The organism is Protofrankia sp. Cr2, from assembly GCF_963555885.1.
Lineage (GTDB): Bacteria > Actinomycetota > Actinomycetes > Frankiales > Frankiaceae > Protofrankia.
In genome coordinates this window covers 60,583-80,874 of sequence record NZ_CAUVXG010000008.1, presented here as the reverse complement: position 1 = coordinate 80,874, position 20,292 = coordinate 60,583, and the positions used below count along the sequence as shown (strand labels likewise).

Annotated in this window: 22 protein-coding genes; 10 read left to right on the top strand and 12 right to left on the bottom strand. The window is 68.4% G+C overall.

Going from position 1 to position 20,292, the window contains the following annotated elements:
* Together U9978_RS06580 and U9978_RS06575 are read left to right on the top strand one after the other, a co-directional pair.
* The coding region (locus tag U9978_RS06580; protein ID WP_322760149.1) for an MFS transporter at window positions 1-1,190 on the top strand (1,190 nt) is incomplete at its 5' end.
* On the top strand, window positions 1,187-2,266 hold the full coding sequence (locus U9978_RS06575) for a TolB-like translocation protein (RefSeq protein WP_322760148.1): 1,080 nt from the start codon (window positions 1,187-1,189) through the stop codon (window positions 2,264-2,266). The genes U9978_RS06580 and U9978_RS06575, both read left to right, overlap by 4 nt.
* Window positions 2,267-2,408: 142 nt before the next feature.
* Here the strand turns inward: U9978_RS06575 and pth are convergent, their stop codons facing one another.
* Together pth and U9978_RS06565 are read right to left on the bottom strand one after the other, a co-directional pair.
* Window positions 2,409-3,014 carry an aminoacyl-tRNA hydrolase gene (gene pth, locus U9978_RS06570; RefSeq protein ID WP_322760147.1) on the bottom strand — a complete coding sequence of 202 codons (606 nt, stop codon included), beginning with the start codon at window positions 3,012-3,014 and terminating at the stop codon, window positions 2,409-2,411.
* Between the two features lie 28 nt (window positions 3,015-3,042).
* Window positions 3,043-3,687 carry a 50S ribosomal protein L25/general stress protein Ctc gene (locus U9978_RS06565; RefSeq protein ID WP_322760186.1) on the bottom strand — a complete coding sequence of 215 codons (645 nt, stop codon included), beginning with the start codon at window positions 3,685-3,687 and terminating at the stop codon, window positions 3,043-3,045.
* Between the two features lie 167 nt (window positions 3,688-3,854).
* On the opposite strand from U9978_RS06565, the gene U9978_RS06560 reads away from it, so the two are divergent.
* Entirely contained in the window at window positions 3,855-4,520 is a 666-nt protein-coding gene (locus U9978_RS06560; protein ID WP_322760146.1) for a NeuD/PglB/VioB family sugar acetyltransferase, read from the top strand.
* 16 nt (window positions 4,521-4,536) lie between these two features.
* On the opposite strand, the gene U9978_RS06555 is transcribed toward U9978_RS06560, so the two are convergent.
* From U9978_RS06555 to glmU, 4 genes are all read right to left on the bottom strand, one after another.
* Entirely contained in the window at window positions 4,537-4,869 is a 333-nt protein-coding gene (locus U9978_RS06555) for a YnfA family protein (RefSeq protein WP_322760145.1), read from the bottom strand.
* Window positions 4,870-4,944: 75 nt separating this feature from the next.
* Window positions 4,945-6,036, bottom strand: a complete 1,092-nt coding sequence (locus U9978_RS06550; protein WP_322760144.1) for an alpha/beta hydrolase — start codon at window positions 6,034-6,036, stop codon at window positions 4,945-4,947.
* Between the two features lie 28 nt (window positions 6,037-6,064).
* Window positions 6,065-7,039 (bottom strand): ribose-phosphate diphosphokinase, encoded by a 975-nt coding sequence (locus U9978_RS06545; protein WP_322760143.1) that lies wholly within the window; start codon window positions 7,037-7,039, stop codon window positions 6,065-6,067.
* A 63-nt stretch (window positions 7,040-7,102) separates the two neighbouring features.
* Window positions 7,103-8,680: a bifunctional UDP-N-acetylglucosamine diphosphorylase/glucosamine-1-phosphate N-acetyltransferase GlmU gene (glmU, locus tag U9978_RS06540; RefSeq protein ID WP_416210870.1), complete on the bottom strand. Its 1,578-nt coding sequence runs from the start codon at window positions 8,678-8,680 to the stop codon at window positions 7,103-7,105.
* A 565-nt stretch (window positions 8,681-9,245) separates the two neighbouring features.
* Here glmU and U9978_RS06535 point away from each other — a divergent pair.
* Window positions 9,246-10,223, top strand: coding sequence for an acyl-CoA desaturase (locus tag U9978_RS06535; RefSeq protein ID WP_322760141.1), 978 nt, complete (start codon window positions 9,246-9,248; stop codon window positions 10,221-10,223).
* 55 nt (window positions 10,224-10,278) lie between these two features.
* On the opposite strand, the gene U9978_RS06530 is transcribed toward U9978_RS06535, so the two are convergent.
* Both U9978_RS06530 and U9978_RS06525 read right to left on the bottom strand, forming a co-directional pair.
* The gene (locus tag U9978_RS06530; protein ID WP_322760140.1) at window positions 10,279-12,156 is read right to left on the bottom strand and encodes an ABC-F family ATP-binding cassette domain-containing protein; all 1,878 of its coding nucleotides are present in this window, start codon (window positions 12,154-12,156) and stop codon (window positions 10,279-10,281) included.
* 109 nt (window positions 12,157-12,265) lie between these two features.
* Window positions 12,266-13,270: a 4-(cytidine 5'-diphospho)-2-C-methyl-D-erythritol kinase gene (locus tag U9978_RS06525; protein ID WP_322760139.1), complete on the bottom strand. Its 1,005-nt coding sequence runs from the start codon at window positions 13,268-13,270 to the stop codon at window positions 12,266-12,268.
* A 322-nt stretch (window positions 13,271-13,592) separates the two neighbouring features.
* Here U9978_RS06525 and U9978_RS06520 point away from each other — a divergent pair, with 322 nt between their 5' ends.
* From U9978_RS06520 to U9978_RS06495, 6 genes are all read left to right on the top strand, one after another.
* A complete protein-coding gene (locus tag U9978_RS06520) occupies window positions 13,593-14,075 on the top strand; it encodes an Asp23/Gls24 family envelope stress response protein (protein ID WP_322760138.1) in 483 nt (160 codons plus the stop codon).
* A gap of 20 nt (window positions 14,076-14,095) precedes the next feature.
* Window positions 14,096-14,557 carry a hypothetical protein gene (locus U9978_RS06515; RefSeq protein ID WP_322760137.1) on the top strand — a complete coding sequence of 154 codons (462 nt, stop codon included), beginning with the start codon at window positions 14,096-14,098 and terminating at the stop codon, window positions 14,555-14,557.
* A 461-nt stretch (window positions 14,558-15,018) separates the two neighbouring features.
* Complete coding sequence (locus tag U9978_RS06510) at window positions 15,019-15,207, top strand: hypothetical protein (protein WP_322760136.1); 189 nt, start codon at window positions 15,019-15,021, stop codon at window positions 15,205-15,207.
* Window positions 15,204-15,590, top strand: coding sequence for an Asp23/Gls24 family envelope stress response protein (locus tag U9978_RS06505; protein ID WP_322760135.1), 387 nt, complete (start codon window positions 15,204-15,206; stop codon window positions 15,588-15,590). Before U9978_RS06510 ends, U9978_RS06505 begins: the two co-directional genes overlap by 4 nt.
* A 19-nt stretch (window positions 15,591-15,609) precedes the next feature.
* Entirely contained in the window at window positions 15,610-16,476 is an 867-nt protein-coding gene (locus U9978_RS06500; protein WP_322760134.1) for a DUF6286 domain-containing protein, read from the top strand.
* Window positions 16,477-16,568: 92 nt separating this feature from the next.
* Entirely contained in the window at window positions 16,569-17,198 is a 630-nt protein-coding gene (locus U9978_RS06495; protein WP_322760133.1) for an alkaline shock response membrane anchor protein AmaP, read from the top strand.
* Between the two features lie 60 nt (window positions 17,199-17,258).
* On the opposite strand, the gene U9978_RS06490 is transcribed toward U9978_RS06495, so the two are convergent.
* From U9978_RS06490 to U9978_RS06475, 4 genes are all read right to left on the bottom strand, one after another.
* A complete protein-coding gene (locus U9978_RS06490) occupies window positions 17,259-17,435 on the bottom strand; it encodes a hypothetical protein (RefSeq protein ID WP_322760132.1) in 177 nt (58 codons plus the stop codon).
* Window positions 17,436-17,525: 90 nt separating this feature from the next.
* On the bottom strand, window positions 17,526-18,197 hold the full coding sequence (locus U9978_RS06485) for a hypothetical protein (RefSeq protein ID WP_322760131.1): 672 nt from the start codon (window positions 18,195-18,197) through the stop codon (window positions 17,526-17,528).
* Window positions 18,198-18,310: 113 nt separating this feature from the next.
* Window positions 18,311-19,165 carry a 16S rRNA (adenine(1518)-N(6)/adenine(1519)-N(6))-dimethyltransferase RsmA gene (rsmA, locus tag U9978_RS06480; RefSeq protein WP_416210869.1) on the bottom strand — a complete coding sequence of 285 codons (855 nt, stop codon included), beginning with the start codon at window positions 19,163-19,165 and terminating at the stop codon, window positions 18,311-18,313.
* Window positions 19,166-19,221: 56 nt separating this feature from the next.
* Window positions 19,222-20,061, bottom strand: a complete 840-nt coding sequence (locus tag U9978_RS06475; protein WP_322760130.1) for a TatD family hydrolase — start codon at window positions 20,059-20,061, stop codon at window positions 19,222-19,224.
* Window positions 20,062-20,292 lie beyond the last annotated feature (231 nt).

Sequence of the window (20,292 nt, the reverse complement as noted above, 5' to 3'; positions counted from 1 at the left end):
TCGTGTTCATGCTCGGCATGACCAGCCTGCTCACCGACCTGTCCACCGAGATGGTCACCGCGGTCCTACCGCTGTATCTCGTGCTTTCTCTCGGCTTCAGTCCGTTACAGGTAGGTGTCGTCAATGGCCTCTACCAGGGTGTGAGCGCGGTGGTCCGGCTGGCGGGGGGCGTGGCTTCGGACCGCCTCGAACGACACCGTGACGTGGCCGCGGCGGGGTACGCACTGTCGGTGCTATCCCGGCTCGCCTTGCTCGTGCCCGGCGGCTCGGCCACGGTCGTCTCCGGTTCGATCGTGGTCGACCGGGTGGGTAAAGGCATCCGCACCGCACCGCGGGACGCGTTGTTGTCACTGGCCGCCACCGATGGCGACCTTGGACTTGCCTTCGGAGTGCACCGGGCCATGGACACCTTCGGCGCGATGCTCGGCCCGGTGGCGGCATTCGCCGTGCTGTCAACCGTTCCCGGCGGCTACCACCTCGTCTTCGCGGTCAGCGCGTGCGTCGGTGTGATCGGCCTGGCCGTTCTGCTGTCATTCGTCGACCGGCGCCCGGCTTCAAAGCCCTCACCCCAGCCGTTACCAGCGACGTCACCAGCGACATCACCAAAAATGACATCGCGTGACATCGCGGCGGCCGTGACCGACCCCCGGCTGCGCCGGATCCTGGTGGCCGGCTGCGTACTGGCGCTGGCGACCATCGGCGACGCGTTCATCTACCTCCGCCTGCAGCAGACGCTGGAGATCACACCGGCGATGTTCCCCCTGCTCGCGGCCGGAACGTCCGGCACGTACCTGCTCGCCTCGGTTCCGCTCGGTCGGCTGGCGGACCGGATCGGACGTGCCCGGGTGTTTCTCGGCGGCTTCGGAGCCCTGCTGGGCGTCTACGCCACGCTGCTCTCCCCGGTGCGGGGAATGACCGCGTTACTGTGCTGCCTGGGTTTCCTCGGCCTGTACTACGCTGCGACCGACGGCGTCCTGTCCGCACTCACCAGTGCCGCGCTACCCGCTGGCGCCCGTACCACCGGCCTCGCGCTGGTGCAGACCGGCGTGTCGCTCGGTCAGCTCGCGGCATCGTCCGTCTTCGGCGCGCTGTGGACGGTCGCAGGTGTGGAAACCGCGTTGACGGCGGCTGCCGTATTCCTCGCCGTCGCGCTTGCCATTGCATGGTCAGCCCTGCGGAGGACGACGTGACCGCCACCACCAGAGCACCAGCCGAATCAACGACGCCACGGCGCAACCGACGGCGCCGGCGGGCAGCGTTCGCGGCGGTCGTGCTGTGCTCCGTGGTGGCGACGGTCGGCTATGGCATCGCCGTCTCCCGCCGCTCGTCCCCGGTGGTGGCCCAGGACTCAAGCCTGCGCCCGGTCGACCTGACCTCGGTCCTCGCCACCCCGGTGGTCGTCTTCCGCAGTAGCGAACGGGGACCCACCTACGGCGAGGTGTCCGTGGCGAAACTCGACGACCTGGGCGGTCCGCATGTCGTGACAAGCCTGCAGTGCGACCGCGTCGACATGGTCGCGACGGTGGGGTTGTGTCTGGCCGCGAGCCCGGGGATCTACACCAATTACAAAGCGTTCACGTTCGACGCGAAGATGCGGGTGCAGCACGGCTTCAACATCGTGGGCATTCCGAGCCGGGCCCGTCTGTCGCCCGACGGCCGGTTGGCCGCGGTGACCACGTTCGTGTCAGGCCACTCCTACGCCACGGGCGGCTTCTCAACCGCCACCACGCTCTACGACGTCTCCGCCGGACGAGAGATCGGTAACCTCGAGTCGTTCTCCGTCACCAGGGACGGCAAGGAGATCCACCCCACCGACGCGAATCTCTGGGGAGTGACCTTCGATCGCGACGATGACCGCCTCTACGCGACGCTGGCCACCGGTGGCCAGACGTATCTCGTGGTCGGCAGCATCAGGGCACGGACACTGCGTACCCTGACGACCAACGTCGAGTGCCCGTCCCTGTCACCGGATGGAACCAGGATCGCCTTCAAGAAACGTGCCCAGGGCACGCTCGTGCAGTGGCGGCTCACCGTGCTGGATCTCGCGACCATGCACGAGACACCGCTCGCCGAGACCCGCAGCGTCGATGATCAGGCCGCCTGGTTCGACCAGAACACGGTCACCTACGGCCTGCCCAGGACATCGGATCAGGACAGCGTGATCAACGATGTATGGAGCGTGCCCGCGGACGGCTCCGGCACCCCTGCCGTCCTGGTGGCGCAGGCGTGGTCGCCGGCCTTCGTACAGGCCGGCATCTCCCGCTGACCGCGGCCGGCCGGCCGTGCTCCGGGGACTACTGGCCTGCGGGCGCGCGATCTGACGATCCTCGCGCGCCCTTTGGCCGTGCTCCGGGGACTACTGGCCTGCGGGCGCGCGATCTGACGATCCTCGCGCGCCCTTTGGCCCTCTAGCGGGCCAGTGGATGAATGCGGTTCTGGGCCGCGGCCAGCCCTTCAGTGACGATCTGTTCGACTGCGTCCGCCGCAGTGTCCACGACGAGCGCAAGCTCCTTGCGTTCGACCGCCGAAAAATCCCGCAGTACGAAGTCAGCGGGGTCCATCCGGCCGGGCGGGCGCCCGATGCCGACCCGGACTCTGAGGTACTCGCGTGAGCTCAGCGATGTAGTGATCGATCGGAGCCCGTTGTGTCCGTTGTCGCCGCCACCGAGCTTGAGCCGGATAGCCCCGAAGGGAATATCCAGTTCGTCGTGGACGACCAGAATTCGTCCGACCTCAGCCTTGAAGAATGCACGCAGAGCCGCCACCGGACTACCCGAGGTGTTCATGAACGAATGTGGCTTGGCGAGCACCGCCCGCGCTCCGGCGAGCCGCGTCTCCACGACATCGGCTCGTCCCCGATGCGCTCGGAAACGGCCCCCGACCCGCTCGGCAAGCAGGTCGAGGACCACGAACCCGATGTTGTGGCGATTACCGGCATACGCCGGGCCTGGATTTCCCAGCCCGACAACCAGCCACGGCCCGGTGACCGCGCCGTCGGCTTCCGACCCGGTCATGATGCCATCGGCAGGCTCAACAGGCTCATCAGCCCGAAGCGTCGGCCTTCTCGCCCGCCGCGACGGTTGTCGCGGTGCCACCGGTTGCCTGCTCGGTCCCGGCGAGCTCGGCGTCCATCTGGGCGGCCGTCAGTTTCGCGAGCCCCTGGACGACGACCTGCCCGGCGTCGGTGTCCAGGATGGAGCCGGTCGGCAGGACGAGCTGACCGGCGTTGATGTTCGCGCCGGGTTCAAGGCCGGCGATGTCAACCTCGATCGACCCGGGGATGTTGGTCGCGTCGGCCTGCACCGAGACCGTGGTCAGCTGCTGGTCGACGAGGGTGTCGCTGTGGGCGTCACCGACCAGCACGACCGGGATCTCCACCGTGACCCGCTCACCGGTGCGGATGATGACAAGATCGACGTGTTCGAAACTACCCTTGATCGGATGCCGTTGGACGTCCTTGGGCAGGGCGAGTTGGGTCCCGTCGGACAGTTCCAGCCGGAGCAGCACGTTCGTGCCGGCATCGGTTTTGAACGCGTGCAGAAGTTCGTGAGCCTGCAGCGAGATATGGCGGGGCGGTTGACCGTGACCGTACAGAACGGCCGGGACCTTGCCGGCCTTGCGGGTACGACGAGCCCCGCCCTTGCCGAACTCGGTGCGCGGCTCCGCGGCAATGCGGACCTCGGACATGGCGGTACTCATCCTCCTACAGCCTGGGGGAACAGCGGCGCGGCGCGAAACGAGCGGAAACGCCTGTCGGCACAACGCGGTCCTTCACAGTACCGGACGGGACGCGGCGGGGCGGACCCACCCTCCGGCGAGCCGGCCGCTCATCGCAACGAGCTATAACAGTTCATGTGACAGATCGCGTGCGCCAACCGCTGCTGCTGGTCGGAGCCGGCGGGCTTGCCCGCGAGACCGCGCAGGCCGTTCACGCCGCGAACAGCCATCGGCTGATCGGCTTCACCGACGACAACCCGACCCGTTGGGGCAGCGTGCTCGACGGAGTAGCTGTCATCGGCGGCACCGATGCCATCACCGGTGTGCCGGACGCGGCGGTGGTGCTGTGCCCGGGTTCCGGCTCGGTGCGAGCGCGGCTCGCCGCCCGGCTCGCCGCGGACGGCATCGGCCCGGAGCGCTTCGCCACCGTTATCCATCCCGGGGTCCACGTGCCACCGTCATGCATGGTTGGTCATGGATCGATCCTGCTGGGTGGTGTCGTCATGACGACGTCTGTCACCATCGGTAATCACGTTGCGGTGATGCCGAACTCGGTGTTCACCCATGACGATGTCCTGGACGACTTCGCCACGATCTGCGCGTCGGTCTCACTGGCCGGCGGCGTACGCGTGGGGACGGGTGCGTACATCGGTACGGGCGCGCTGGTTCGGGAGAACCTCTCGGTCGGTTCGTGGTCCACGGTGGGCATGGGCGCGGTCGTACTGGCCGATGTGCCCGGGTCGGAGGTCTGGGTCGGCAACCCGGCCCGCTTCCTGCGGGGGGCCGGGTTACCGACCCAGTGATCACCGATGGTGTCAATCACCGATGGCGACCAAACATGATAAGACCAACGCCGATCAGGCATACCGACGCGCCAAGGATGTCGTAACGGTCCGGATGATACCCATCCGCGACAACGCCCCAGACAAGTGATCCGGCGACGAACACACCACCGTAGGCCGCCAGCACCCGCCCGAAATTCGGGTCGGGCTGGAGGGTCGCGACGAATCCGTAGACACACAGCGAGATCAACCCGCCGCAGACGAACAACGCCCCTCTGTGCTCGCGGATCCCCTGCCACACCAGCCACGCCCCGCCGATCTCGGCGACCGCGGCCAGCACGAAAAGCCCAGCCGTACGGACGACGAACACGATGCCCAGCCCACCACAGATCCGGTTCGGCGGGCGCCAGTCGCCGATATTCCTGCGACACCTATGCCGATATACCTACGCGGCGGACACCCGGGCGACGTCGTCGGCGAACCAGGAAAGCGCCTCCCGCAGCGCCGGCCGCCAGACGGTGAAGGTATGTACTCCCGACCGCACGTGCAACTGCACGGGGTAGCCGTTGGCGTCGAGGAAATCACGCATATGGTAGATCGCGACCGCGACCGTGCGGTCGTGACGTCCCACATCGAGCCAGATCCGCGGCCGGGGGCCCGGACCGAGCCCACCGATATAGAGATCCGGGCTGTTCGCGATCATAGCCGCCTGCGCCTGGGGACCCGCGCCGAACAGCGGTCCCAGGCCGCCTGCATGGGTCGGACGGGTCAGCCCGGACATGTCTATGATCGACCCGAACACGGACCTGTTCCGCAGGCCGAGGTTGAGTGCGCAGTAACCACCGGCCGACATTCCGGCGATTCCGCGGTTGGTCCAGCCGGAATCGACCCGCAGGGTCGATTCGGCCGTCGGTATGACGTCACGCAACAGATGGGTCTCGACGCGCTCACCGACTCCGTCCACGCACTCGGGGTCGTCAAGCCATCCGTGACTCATGCGCGGCATCACTATGATCACCGGATGGCCGGTGGCCGCGACCCGGGCACCGGCATCGGCCGCCTGGCCGCCCCGCAGCCAGTCAGCCGGGATACCGGGTGATCCGTGGATGAGATAAAGTACCGGAAACTTCCATTGCGGCCGGTCGAAGTACTGGGGTGGAAGGTAGACGAGTGCGGTCGTCGCCCCGAATCCGCTGCCCCTGTCCGGGACGGGGAGCGCCAGCACGGCTCCGCGAGGATGCGCACGCAGGGTAGCTGACGTCGTCGACAGGCGCAGATCCGCGGTCTTCAGATGTGGATCTGATCCGCCCTCCGTGGCCGCTCCCACCACGTCCCCGAGTCGGGGGAGATAGCTGAAGTACGCGTTGACCACATCAGCCGCGGCCGCGATCGTGAGCAGAATCGCCATGAGGAAGACCGCGGCTGTGGTGGGTCGCGGCCGTCTGCCGACCGTCCGGCCCACCGCGACCCATGCGGCTGTCACCGCCGCGAACAGACCAGCGATGAAGCCGCCGGACAGGACGGACAACCCGCTCATCGCCGGGCCGTCCGTCCCGCCCCTGCGATCATGCGTCGCCGCCGAAGAGCTCGGTCACCGACCCGTCCTCGAAGACCGCCTTGATGGCGGCGGCCAACAGCGGCGCGATCGACAGTTCTGTGATCTTGTCAATCCTGGCCTCGCTCCGCAGCGGCAACGTGTTGGTCAGCACAACCTCGCTGATGTCGGAGTTCTTCAGCCGGTCGACGGCGGGGCCGGACAGCACGCCGTGGGTCGCCGCGGCGATCACCTCGGTCGCGCCGTGCTCCGCCAGGGCCTCCGCCGCCTTGGTGATGGTGCCGGCGGTATCGATCATGTCATCGACGATGACGCAGGTCCGACCCCTGACCTCGCCGACCACGTCGAACATCTTGACCTGGTTCGGCACATCCGGGTCACGTCGCTTGTGGATGATCGCAAGGGGACAGCCGAGCCGGTCGGTCCAACGCTCGGCGACGCGGACCCGGCCGGCGTCGGGGGCCACCACCGTGACGACGGATGTATCGAGCTTGCTCTCGATGTAGTCGGTGAGCAGCGGCAACGCGAACAGGTGGTCAACCGGCCCGTCGAAGAACCCCTGGATCTGGGCGGTGTGGAGATCCACCGACATCAGCCGGTGCGCACCGGCGGTCTTGAACAGATCTGCGATCAGCCGGGCCGAGATCGGCTCCCGGCCGCGGTGCTTCTTGTCCTGCCGAGCGTAGGGATAGAACGGCGCCACCACGGTGATGCGTTTGGCGTTCGCGCGCTTGAGCGCATCCACCATGATGAGCTGTTCCATCAGCCACGTGTTCACCGGCGCGGAGTGACACTGCAGCACGAATGCGTCACACCCGCGAACCGACTGCTCGAACCGGACGAAGATCTCTCCATTGGAGAACTCGTAGGCGCTCGTGGGCACCGGCGCAACGTCAAGTGCGGTGGCCACCTCGGCTACCAGTTCAGGATGCGCGCGACCGCCGAAAAGCATCAGGTTGCGCCGGTTCTCAGTCTGGTAGGCCATCAGGAATCTCCAACCTGGTCCATTCGATTACGAGCGCTCGGTCCTCATCGCTACGACAGGTGTCTACGATCGGCGCCCGCCGCCGGCGCTGCCAGCGATGGTGACGGCGGCGGGCGCCGGACCGTCGGCAGTGGGTACCGGACCGTCGGCAACGGGTACCGGACCGTCGGCGCCAGCCCCATCGCCTGTTGACGCGCGGGAGGATGCGGCCCGAGCCGCCGCCGTTCCCGGACGACGCCGTTGCACCCATCCCTCGATCGTCCGCTGCCGGCCCTCCCGGACCGCGAGCGCTCCCGACACCACATCCTCGGTGATGATCGAACCAGCACCTGTGTACGCGCCGTCCCCCACCTGGACTGGCGCAACCAGCACGGTGTCACTGCCGATCTTGACATCCGCACCGATCACGGTGCGATGCTTGGCGATGCCGTCATAGTTCGCAAAGATCGTCCCGCAACCGATGTTGCTACGCTCGCCGATCACCGCATCGCCGACATAGGCCAGGTGGGGTACTTTCGCGCCGTCGGCGATCTGCGCCGACTTGGTCTCCACAAAGGAACCGATCTTGACCCCGCGCCCGATGTGCGTTCCCGGGCGCAGATGCGTGTACGGACCGACCACGCAGTCCGGTCCGATCACCGAATCGGCCGCGGTGGTGCGGCTGACGGTGGCACCGGCCCCGACCACCGTGTCGGTCAGGGTGCAGTCGGGACCGATCACGGCTGCGGCGGCCACCCGGGTGCGCCCGTGCAGAAACGTGTTCGGCAGCAGTGTCGTGTCCGCCTCGACGGTGACGTCGACGTCGATCCAGGTGGTGGAGGGATCCAGCACAGTGACGCCCGCCCGCATCGCCGCGGTCACGATCCTGTCCCGCATGACGATCCCGGCCGCGGCGAGCTGGATCCGGTCGTTCACACCCAACGCCTCGCCCGGATCGTCGAGTGGATACGCGGCGACGGCCCGCCGATGCGCGAAAAGCGCGCCGACGACGTCGGTCAGGTATTCTTCCCCCTGGGCATTGTCGGTCGTCAAAGATGTCAACGCCTCGATCAACGGACCGGCTGTAAAGACGTAGACCCCGGTATTGATCTCGCGAATGGCCGCGGTGGCGGGGTCTGCGTCCAACTGCTCGACAATCGCTCGGACATCCCCCGAGGGCTCACGAATCACCCGACCGTAGCCGGACGGATCGGAAACCTCGGCGGTTAGCACGGTCGCCGCCGCGGCTGCCCGGATATGGGCCGCCACCAGCGCCGACATGGTCGCGCTGGTCAACAGCGGGGTGTCCCCGGGGACCACGACCACCAGCTCATCCGGCCCGATGCCCGCAGTGGCCTGCAATGCGACCCGGACCGCATGTCCCGTGCCGCCCTGAGTGTCCTGCACGACCGGCGACACGTCCGGAGCGCGTCCGGCGATCGCCGCGATCACTTGCTCCCGGGCATGCCCGACCACTACGAGCTGCCGCTGTGCACCGAGCGGCGCCACAGCGGCAAGAACATGTTCAAGGAGAGATCGACCCGCGATATGGTGCAGCACTTTGGGGGTGGTTGAACGCATCCGTTTACCCTCGCCTGCCGCGAGGACGACGACCGCCGCCGGACGTGGTTGGGTCACACGAGCTCCCGTGATCGCGGACATCAACGTCAGTGTATGCCGAGTCTAGCGGGTTACGACTCGCCGGTTACGATGCACCGACAACAAGTCGCCCCTCAACGGGTCGCCGCTAACAACTCCCGGGTAACGTGCACAATTTCGACGACGGCACGTGACGCAACGGGGAAATCGTGCGGGCCGCACCGATGCGGCCTCACCCGCGCGTCTGTGCCGATGCCTCCGCCGGCCGAAACCCCGCGCTCCGCCGCCACGACTCGAACGTGGACTAGAAGAACCAAAATCTTCTGTGCTGCCGATTACACCACGGCGGATCGAGGGAAAATCGATCGCAGTGTACCACCCCCAAGCCGACCCACCAAAGATCGCCCGATCATGCCGATCATGCCGATCATGCCGGCCGGGTCGGCCGGGTCGGCCGGATCGGCCGGATCGGCCGGATCGGCCGCACGAATTGTTTTCGCGGATGTTCCCCGCTGCGAGCACCATGCGTTGCCGCAACGAGCTACCGTGACCCAACGGAAGTCGTCGTGGCGATGGACGCGACCGATGGACGCGACCGACGAACGGGACCGACGAACGGGACTATGTCATGACTGCAACAGACACGGTGGACGCGACGGGTGTCGCAGCCGGCGTGACCGCTCCCCTCCGCCACACGGTCGTGCCGCAATCATCGGTCAAGGCTCGAGGCGAGCAGATCATCCTGGCGACGATCATCGTCGTTCCGCTCACCGCGTTGGCCGCGGCGATCCCCCTGCTGTGGAATCAGTGGATCAGCTGGCGAGATGTGGTCCTGGCCGCGGTCATGTATATGATCACCGGTCACGGCGTGACCATCGGTTTCCACCGGTATTTCACCCACCGCGGGTTCAAGGCCGCCAGGCCCGTACGCGTCGCGCTCGCCGTCGCCGGCAACATGGCGATCGAGGGCCCGGTGATCCGCTGGGTTGCCGACCACCGACGCCACCACGCCTTCAGCGACAAGAACGGTGACCCGCACTCGCCGTGGCGGTACGGCACCGGCACCCGCGCGGTAGCCAAGGGTCTGTGGCACGCCCACGTCGGCTGGCTGTTCGACGTCGAGCAGACCGACCAGCGCCGGTACGCTCCGGACCTGCTCGATGACGCTGACATGGTCCGAGTAAGCCACATGTTCGCGGTCTGCGCGGCGGTGAGCCTCGCCGCGCCCGCGCTCATCGGAGGGCTGTGGGGCGGCTCCTTCGGAGCCGCGCTGCAGGCGTTCTTCTGGGCGAGCCTGGTCCGGGTGGCCCTGCTGCACCATGTGACGTGGTCGACGAACAGCATCTGTCACGTGGTCGGCAAGCACCCGTACAGGTCACGGGACCGCTCCGGGAACGTCTGGCCACTAGCCTTCCTGTCGATGGGCGAGTCCTGGCACAACCTGCATCACGCTGAGCCGACCCTGGCCCGTCACGGGGTCAAACCCTGGCAGCTGGACACCAGCGCTTATCTGATCAAACTAATGGAGACGCTGCGGATCGTTCATGACGTCCGCTGGCCGGACCCCGAACGCCTGCGGGCGAAAGAAGTCCAGCCAGCCGGCTGACCGAGGGCCTGGGATCTTGGCGCGACCGGCAACACGATCGGCAACACGGGCGCTCTCAGGCATCTTCGAGGTCGGTCGCGACGACGAGCCAGGCATCCTCGGTCCGGGTTTTCTCCGCGACGACCGCACGCAGCTCGGCGTCCAGGGCGAGCAGACGCTCATGGTCGGTGGCCGCATCCGCAAGCGCCGTGTGCAGCGCGGTCTCCTGGCGTCCCAACCGCTCCAGCGCCCGTTCAAGGCGGTTCAGCTCCTTGCGCGCGACCCGGGCCTGAGCCGTGCCGCCACCGGTGCCGGCACCGGCACCGGCACCCGAGCTGACACCACGCCCGGAACCGGCTGAGCTGCCCGTACCGGTGGCCGTCGCGGCGCCTGCGGCGGCTAGGCGTTGACGGCGGGCGAGGTACTCATCCACCCCGCCGGGCAGCATGACCAGGCAACCGTCGCCAAGCAGAGCAACGATCGTGTCGCAGGTCCGTTCCAGAAAGTATCGATCATGGCTGACTACGACCAACGTTCCCGGCCACGAGTCCAGGATGTCCTCCAACGCGGTCAGCGTGTCGGTGTCCAGGTCGTTCGTAGGTTCGTCCAGTAGCAGCACGTTGGGCCGTTCCATGAGCAGCCGCAGGAGCTGCAGCCGCCGCCGTTCCCCGCCGGAGAGGTCACCGACCGGCGTCCACTGCCGGGCCGAGGGCAGACCGAACTGCTCCAGCAGCTGACCCGCCGTCAGCTCCCGGTTCTGCCCGCCGTGTCCACCGTCGCCGGCGGAGCTCCGCGATGGCGCCGACGACTTCGGCCGGGGTCCGACATCCAGGACCTGACCGGCCTCCTGGACCGCCTCCAGCGCCCGCAGCCTCGGGTTCAGCTCGCGGATCTCCTGGGTGAGCAGAGCGGGACGCGCACTGCGCCCCACTCGGACAGTGCCCGAATCCGGACTCACCGTACCGGTCAGCAGGCGCAACAGCGTGGTCTTACCACTCCCGTTGCCCCCGACAAGACCCACCCGGTCGCCCGGGCCCAACCGCCACGTCATATTCGCGAACAGCTCCCGGTCACCGAGGCGCAGCGTCACGTCCTCGACGTCGAAGACGTCCTTCCCGAGGCGGGATGCGGCAAAGGTCCGCAGACCGAGGGTGTCGCGCGCGGGTGGCTCGTCAGCAATCAGAGCGTTGGCCGCCTCGATCCGAAAACGCGGCTTGGCGGTCCGGGCCGGCGGGCCACGGCGCAGCCAGGCCAGCTCCTTGCGGAGCAGGTTCTGGCGCCGCGCCTCGGTGGCGTCGGCCCGCCGGGTCCGCTCCGCGCGGGCCAGCACATACGCGCTGTAGCCACCCTCGTAGGCGTCCACCCGGCCGTCGACGACCTCCCAGACCCGGTCGCACACCTCATCGAGAAACCACCGGTCGTGCGTGGCGACCAGGAGGCCGCCGCGCCAGGATGCCAACTCGGCGGCGAGCCACGCGACGCCTTCGACGTCAAGATGGTTGGTGGGCTCGTCCAGTATCAGCAGGTCCAGATCGTCGACGAGCAGCGCGGCCAGAGCGGTACGCCGACGCTCCCCACCGGAGGACTGCCCGACGAGATCGTCCAGACGGTCGAGCAGATCCAGCCCGCGCAGCACGGACCGGCGACGTGGATCCGCGGCCCACACATGATCGGGTACGTCACCGACCACGGCTTGGCGCACGGTCTCCGTGGGCACGAGCCTGTCGTCCTGAGCGAGGATGCCCACGCGCAGGGACCCCGTGTGCACAACCCGACCGGCATCGGGGTGCGCCTCACCGGCCAGGAGCTTGAGCAGAGTGCTCTTGCCCGCGCCGTTACGGCCGACCACCCCGATCCGTTCCCCGGTCGCCACACCGAGGCTCACGCCGTCCAGCAGGACGCGGGTCCCGAAGGCGGCCACGACCGCCTCCATCGTGACCAGGACATCACTCATCGGGTCGTGCTCATCGGGCCATCCTCAGCGAATCGTGCGCATCAGGTCGGGTCCATCAGGTCGGGATCGGCACGGGTCCGTCCCGCGGTTCATCCGGACGTCCCGCGGCTCATCCGGACGTGCCCGGGTCGACCAGGCGGGCGCCCGCGACCGGACCGTACGCCCGGCGAACCGCCCGGCAGACGCCCATCCCGGCAAGGCTCGCAGCCAGTGCCACGCTCTGCGCGGCGTCCCGGGCCAGGAAGGCACAGGTCGGTCCGGACCCGCTGACGACGGCACCGACCGCCCCGAGTTCGGTTCCGGTCTCCAGCACCCGGCGCAACGACGGGCGCAACCGCAAGGCAGCCGGTTGCAGATCGTTGACCAGCGCATTACCCAGTTCGACCGGGTCTCCGGTGCGCAACGCTGCCAACACCTCGTCAGGCGGGGTGGGTTCAGTGCGCAGACGTCCTTCGGACAACCGGTCGAACTCGGCATAGACCGAGGCGGTGGACAGGCCACCGTCAGCCAGCGCGAAGACCCAGTGGTACTCGCCCCGTCCGAGAACCGGGGTCAGCTGCTCACCCCGGCCGGTACCAAGCGCCGTACCCCCGGTCAGCGGGAACGGGACGTCGCTGCCGAGCCCGGCAGCGAGCTCCGCCAGGACCGACCGGTCCAGGTCGGTGCCCCACAGGGCGTCGAAGGCGACCAGCGCCCCAGCGGCGTCGGCGCTGCCACCGGCCATCCCGGCTGCGACCGGAATGCCCTTGGCCATGCTCAGGTGCGCCCCTGCGCCGCGCACGCCGGCACGGGCCGCGAGCACATACGCGGCCCGAACGGCCAGATTGTCCGATCCCGTCGGGACCAGTGAGATTCGCGCCGCGGCCGAGTTCGCGGGGAGGTCACCGGGCACGGCCGCCGGCACGGCACCGGCGGCACCCTCACCGGTGACCTCGACGGCGATGACCGGCTCCACAGCGTCGGGGTCGGTAGCGGCGTCCGGGACGTCGGTGACCGTGATGTCGTCATAGAGCGAAACAGCCTGCAGGATCGTGGTTACAGCGTGATAACCGTCGTCCCGGCGCGGGCCGACCCCGAGATGCAGGTTGACCTTGGCCGGCGACCGGACAGTCACCCGGTTGCCCTGTGCGGGCACGGGCGACCGGCCGGGGCCGGCGGCACCGGAAGGGTGCGGATGAGACCGAGGCAGCGGACGCTCCTTCACTCGTGGGGCGTGTTCCGACCGGGCACCAACGAACCTATCCGGCCGGCCGAACGCGAGTGTCCCCCTCACCACCGGGTAAGACGATGCATACCAGCCGGTTGACCGCGCCGAGCACGACCGGTTGGCACATCTGGACGGCCGACGGCCTCCGGTCCACGGGTCCACGCGGCCCGGGACCGCGGGAAACCCAAGGGATCCGTCCCCACCACTCCAATGATTGCGGAGGCACGTCATGAGCACGACGACCAGTGAGAAGGCCGCTCCCGTGACACGAGAGACGCCCCAGCGCGACGGGGCCGGCGTGTCCCGGCGGGCGTCCACCGAACTCGTGACGAGCCAGGGCAGGACGGCTATCGCGGACTCGGTCGTCCGTAAGATCGCGGGTGTGGCGACCCGCGAGGTCGAAGGTGTGCACAACCTCGGCTCGGGCGGCGCCCGCGCGGTCGGCTCGCTCCGCCAGCGTATTCCAGGCTCGTCCGGACGCAACGTATCCCAGGGGGTCGGCGTCGAGGTCGGCGAGCGGCAGGCGGCAATAGATCTCGATGTCGTGGTCGACTACGGCGTGTCGATAGTCGACCTCGCCCAGGCGATCCGCGGCAACGTCGTGAACTCGGTCGAGGGGATGACCGGTCTGGAAGTGACCGAGGTCAACATCGCGGTGGACGACGTCTACATCCCCGAGGACGATGACGACAAGCAGACCCGGGTGCAGTAGCAATCATGGTCCGATTGGCTGTGTCCACGCAACCGGCCGCCATCGCGGCCGCAGTTGCCCGCTGCCCCGCGGTCGCCGCGCTCTCCCCGGGAGTCAGCGGCAACGTGATCACCTATCTGCCCGACCGGCGCGTCGTCGGCGTCCGCAAAGTGCTGGGTGGTGTCGCCGTCCACGTCATCGCCCGGTTCGGACCGACGATCGCCGAAACAGCCGGCCAGATTCGGGCCGCGGTCACCGCGGTGGCGCCGGATTGTGAGCGGATCGACGTCATCGTCGACGATCTTGAGGTCTCCCTGGACAGGCCCGCTGTCAGCGCCGGGCACCAGCCACGTGGCACCGGCGGACCCCGCGGCACGGCCGGCGCTCGCTCGGGCCGGGGGAAGGCGTCCATGACGAAATCGGCCACGGCCGGCGCGACCACAACAGGCAGGCCACGGCCGGAGCGACCAGGACAGGCACAGGAACCAGGAAGCAATGATTGACAAACCGGCCGGGCCAGCCCGGCTCCGGGTAGCGCAGATCCGGCCAGTACAGATCCGGCCAGAACAGACGGACCGTGACGCTGGTTCGGCCGCTCGGCGCGCCGAGGTACGTCGGTTCATCCGAGAAAACCACCCGGACAGGGGTGGCGACCCCGATATGTTCATGGCTGGCCTGAGGGATCGGCGGTCGGAGCTGCCACCACGAGCCACGCCTGGCGGGGTGACCGCCTACCACCGGCGCACCGGACTGGCGATCGTTGCTCGCTGGGTACGCCGACAGTGGACGCAACGGTGCTGGCTGTCACAGCACGCGACGCGACAGCACCGCGGACAACGACTGCGGGCGCAATGCCATCGGGCGCACCGGTACCGGGCGCAATGCCATCGGGCGCACCGGTACCGGGCGCACCGAAGGACAGCCCACCTACAACACGCTTTGCGCCTACAACGAGGAGGCTCCGATGCGTTCGAGCGCAATCGGTCTCATCACCGGGTTGATCTCGGGTCTCGCGCTCGCCTTCGGCGGCTTCGGTGACTTCCTGATTGTCCTGATCTTCGGCGCCATCGGCCTGTTCGTCGGCAAAGTCCTGGACGGAGACATCGATATCAACCGGTACGTCAGCGGCGGCGAACGCCGCGACATGCGATGAAGCCTACCGTGGTGCGCCGGCCCGAAACCACAGCACGGGGACGCCTGGTCGTCGCGAACGCCGTCATCGAGAAGATCGCAGCCCAGGCCGCGCTGGACGTCGACGCCGTCGGCGGACTCGGACGCCGGCATCCCGGACGACGCAGACGGCCCGCGGTGGACGAGCGCCCGCCGCGGGTGTCAGCGCGCGTCGGGCGCGGAACCGCTCGGATCTCGATGTCCCTGTCGGTACGGTATCCTGTCCGAATTATTGAGGTATGCGAGGGAGTACGCACCCGGGTGAATCAACAGGTGGCCGACCTGGCTGGTCTACGGGTGACCCACATCGACATTGACGTGTCCGCTTTCGAGTCCGGCACCGACCCGGACACCCGGGTTCGGTAGTTGACGGGAGGTCACCATCGTGCGCGTGACAAACCGGATCGTCGCGGCACTGCTTGCCGCAGCCATCGCGGCGGCCGGGATCGTCGCGATCGTCGAGATGGTCAACGCGGCCTTCGACGATGGGTATGCCGTCGTCGACTGGCGGTCGGCGGCGGAGGCCATGGCACGCAACACCTGGTCCGGCACGGGACCGACGGTACTCGGCGTGATCCTTGGCGTCGTCGGAGTCCTGCTGCTTGTGCTGGGGCTGCGACGTGGCCGGCTCGAGTGGTTCACCGTACAACCATCCTTGACCGGGACCTCCACGTTCGCCGCTGGTCGCGGTGTCGGTCGTGCCCTGGCCAGCGCGGCCGAGGATGTAGACGGTGTGAGCCGGGCAAAGGTCCGACTCCGCCGGCGCACCGCCAGAGTGAAGATCGAGTTTCATCCTCGGATCAACCAGGACGCACCGGAACAGGTACGTGACGAGATCTACGAACGGCTGGCGTCCTTCGATCTGGTGTCGCCCCCGAAGGTGAAACTGAAAGTCAAGGCGTCGCGTCCCGCATCCCCTGACCGAGGTGTCGTGCCGCAACCGACCTCGCCTGGACCACACCCACCTGCGCCCAGCTCGCCTGCGCCCAGCTCGGGGGACGCGGCGCAGGCGCTCGCGCGCACCGGCCCCGGTAGCTCGTCAGCAGCCCCAGCAGGGCAATCAACCCCAGCAGAGCAATCAACGACAGCAGCACAATCAACGACAGAGACGATCTTTGGTAGTTCGACCGCAGGTGAGCGGACCAGGTCGTATCCGGTCGGCCTCGATCTGACCAAACCCGATCCGGAGCGCACTCGGAAGGACGCCCAGGCGGATGCTCCGGCGAACGACCGGAAAGAGGATAACCAATGACCGGAATCGCGAACACCGCCAGCACGCGAACCGTGGACAGCCCGATCCCTCAGCTCGGTCCACCGATCCGTTCAAACGACGTGAGCGACACGGTGAGCACGGCAAAGCCGGCCGGGTCCGCGAATGTGCCCCGAGCGCGCAAGCGCCCGTTCACCCCGGCCGTCGATCAGGTAAACCGGGTGGTGTTCGTTCTGTTGGGGCTTGTGTGCCTGGGCGGTGGGCTCGTCGCCCTGCTCGCCGGTCGGGGTGTGTTCGGCGATGACGTCACAGACCGGCCGGGGCTCACCGCGGCGAACCGGGCCTTTGCCGCCGACCATGCCTGGTTCTGGCCGGTGGTGGGAGCGGCCACGGCCCTGGTCGTCGTGCTGGCGCTCGCCTGGCTGTGGCTGCAGAGGTCTACCGGGGAGCTGACTGGCCTGGACGTCGTCGACGACACCTTCGGACGTGTCCGGGTGAACGCGCGGGCCTTCACCGGCGCTGTGGAAAGCGAGCTGGCAGCGACCTCGGGTGCCCGACAGATACGCGCGCGCCTTCTCGGCAAGGAAAAGCACCCACTACTGCGAGTGGTGGTGACAATGGAACCGAACATAAGCGTCAGCCGCCTTCGAGCCGACATCGAACAGGTCGTTCTGCCACATGCGCGTGGTGCCCTGTCTCGCGCGGACCTCGCCACCGAAGTCCAGCTCGTTCCGAGCTCTGGCCACGGTGCCCGCGTGCACTGACCAGGTCTGCCTACCGATCGGCCGGCAATTTTCGATCAGAGTCCGGCAGCCGTGTCCCGGTCAGAAAGGTGGCGGTTCGGGTTGTGGGTCGGGCTCCGGGTTCGGGGCCGGTTCCGGGGTGGCCTGCGGTTCCGGGTGGGGTTCGGGTTCGGTCTGGTAGACCCGCAGTTCCGGACTCGTCCAGATCACCGCACCCGTCTCGGTCACCTCGACCGTCCAGGTCCCGTCATGCTTCAACCGATGATGATGCCGACATAGCGTCAACAAATTGCCTGCCTCATAGGCGTCTGGTTCGACATTTCCACCCCGCCAGGCGATCAGGAATTCTCAGCCCAGCTGGCAGTCGGGTGTCTGATGCCCGTGGCCATGACCGGAACGACACGACGGGGCGAGCAACGGGGCGGACGACGGTTGGGCGGAGGGCAGCAACACGGTCATGCCCGGTACCGGTGGTGACGACTGGGCCCCAGCGGCCGGCGTCGTGGCCGGCGCCGCTGAGACCGACGTCGGCTCTGCGGACCGGACCGCAGTCGCCGCGTGGGAGACCGGGCTGCTAGCGGGCGCGGTCACAGCCGACGTAGCCCCACCCGCGGCGATGGAGGGTCCAGCATCCACCGATGTCGGTAACCGGGGTTGGTTGTCGATCGCCTCGGGGCGCTCTGAGCGCACGCCGGCAACCGGTTGATCCGCCATTTCATCCGGACGGTGACCAGCCACCATGAGAACAATGCCGAGGACCGCGCCGAACCCGCACAGGCCCATGGCAACCCTGGCCCCCGCCCGCCTGCCGCCGCCAGCGCCGGTAGCCCGCCGCAGCCGTCGATGCCGGGTGGGCGGGCCCGCCGCGGTCGCGGCAACGGACGGCCGATCAGATCCAGGGTCACCGTCCCAGGGAAGCAGCGTCCAGCCGCCCCCCACGGCCAGCGGTCCGGTGTGTTCGGACAGCTCTGCGCCTCCGGACAACTGCGCGTCTCCGGACAGCTCTGCGTCTTCGGACACGAACGCACCTACTTCCACCCTGACCGGACCGCAGCGATGGAACAATATGACCAGGCTGACACCGCAGGACACTTGACCCGCCGCAAACTCGGAACACATCGGCCCGGCTCAGATCAGCCGCCGCAGGCGGGTGGGTCAGCGGCGCGGGCGATGGCCAGGCGGGTGAAGTCGGCGACGGCCAGCGTTTCACCTCGGGCGGCCGGGTCTACACCGGCGGCGCGCGCAAGGCGTTCGACCGCTGCTGCCGAGCCCGCCCAACCGGAAAGCGCCGTCCGCAGGGTCTTGCGGCGCTGCGCGAACGCCGCGTCCACTGCGGCGAAAACAGACCCGCGCAGCGCCGGCGGACCCGCAGGCGCCCGCCGGGTGAACGCCACCAGGGACGAGTCGACGTTCGGCTGTGGCCAGAACACCGCGCGCGGCACCGCGCCGGCCGGACGTGCGCAGGCGTACCAGGCGACCTTCACACTCGGCACGCCGTACACCCGTCCACCCGGCGCCGCGGTCAGCCTGTCGGCGACCTCGGCCTGCACCATGACCAACCCGCGCCGGACCGACGGGAACCGTTCGAGGACGCCGAGCAGGAGCGGCACGGCAACGTTGTACGGCAGGTTCGCGGCGAGGACATCCGGGGGGTCGCCGGGGATATCCGCGGGCACAATGCGCAGCCCGTCGGCGGCCATGACGGTCAGCCGGGCCGCCGCGGCCGGGCCGAGCCGCGCCACGGCAGTTGCCGGCAGGGCCTCGGCGAGCAGTGCGTCCACCTCGACCGCGACGACACGACGTGCGACCACAACCAGCCCGAGAGTCAACGAACCAAGTCCCGGGCCGATCTCCAGGACCGTCTCATCGGGCCCGACCTCGGCAAGGCGTACGAGGCGGCGAACGGTGTTCGGGTCGATAAGGAAGTTCTGGCCCCGCCGTTTGGTCGGCCGCACCCCCAGCTCACCGGCGATGGCACGCACGTCCACCGGTGTCAGCAGCCCGTTGACCCCGATGTGAGCCTCCCGGGGAGCAGGCTCGGAAGCTACCAGGGCCCGAACATCCGCTCGGACGTGGCGGCGACCGCCGAGGCCAGGGTATCGACGTCCTCGCCGCGGGCGGCGGCGATCGCCCGCAACGTCAGCGGTACCAGGTACGGGCTGTTCGGCCGGCCCCGCCACGGCTCCGGCGTCAGGAATGGCGCGTCGGTCTCGACAAGCAGCAGGTCACGAGGTGCGACGGCAGCGGCGTCGCGCAAACTGCCCGCATTCCTGAACGTCACGTTACCGGCGAATGACATCACGTAACCGGAAGTTGCGCAGATCTTCGCCATGCCGACGTCACCCGAAAAGGCATGGAAGACCACCCGATCAGGCGCTCCCTCCTCGGCCAGGATGCGCAGCGTGTCGTCATGCGCCTCCCGATCGTGGATCATGAGAGTACGGCCGGTCTGTTTCGCGATCGCGATGTGACGGCGAAAGCTCTCCTGCTGGGCGGCGTGCCGCTCGGGCGGTGTGCGGTAGTAGTCCAGACCGGTCTCGCCGACCGCCCGCACCTTCGGCAGCGTGGCCAACTCGGCGATCTCTGCGAACGTCTGTTCGTCGATGCCGCCGGCGGCATCGTTCGGATGGATCGCGACAGCCGCATACACGTCCGGATGGCCAGCCGCGACCCGCGCCTGCCAACGGCTGGTCTCCAGGTCGATCCCCACGCTGACCATCCGGCGGATGCCGACAGCACGCGCCGCGGCAACAGCGTGCTCCACATCGCCACCCATGATGTCAAGATGGCAGTGGCTGTCGACCACCTCCACCGACAGCGGCTCCGGCGGCCGCGGCGGCTCGCCCCGGCGGCCGGCATCGCGTGCTCCGGCATCGCGTGCCATTCGCCGGCCACCTGCCCTTCCGTTCCGCCCCCGCCCCCGTGCGCCAAGGGGTAGCCCCAGCCAGATCCTACGGACGGCACCGCAGCGGCCGGAGGTGTCGTGACGATGTCCCTGTAGGACCGGGGTGTCGCCGACCCATCACCTGGTAAACAGATACCGATGTCCTCACCGCTCACCGTCGCACTCGTGACGCCACTGACCGGCCCGGCGGCCGCCCATGGTCTGGCCGCG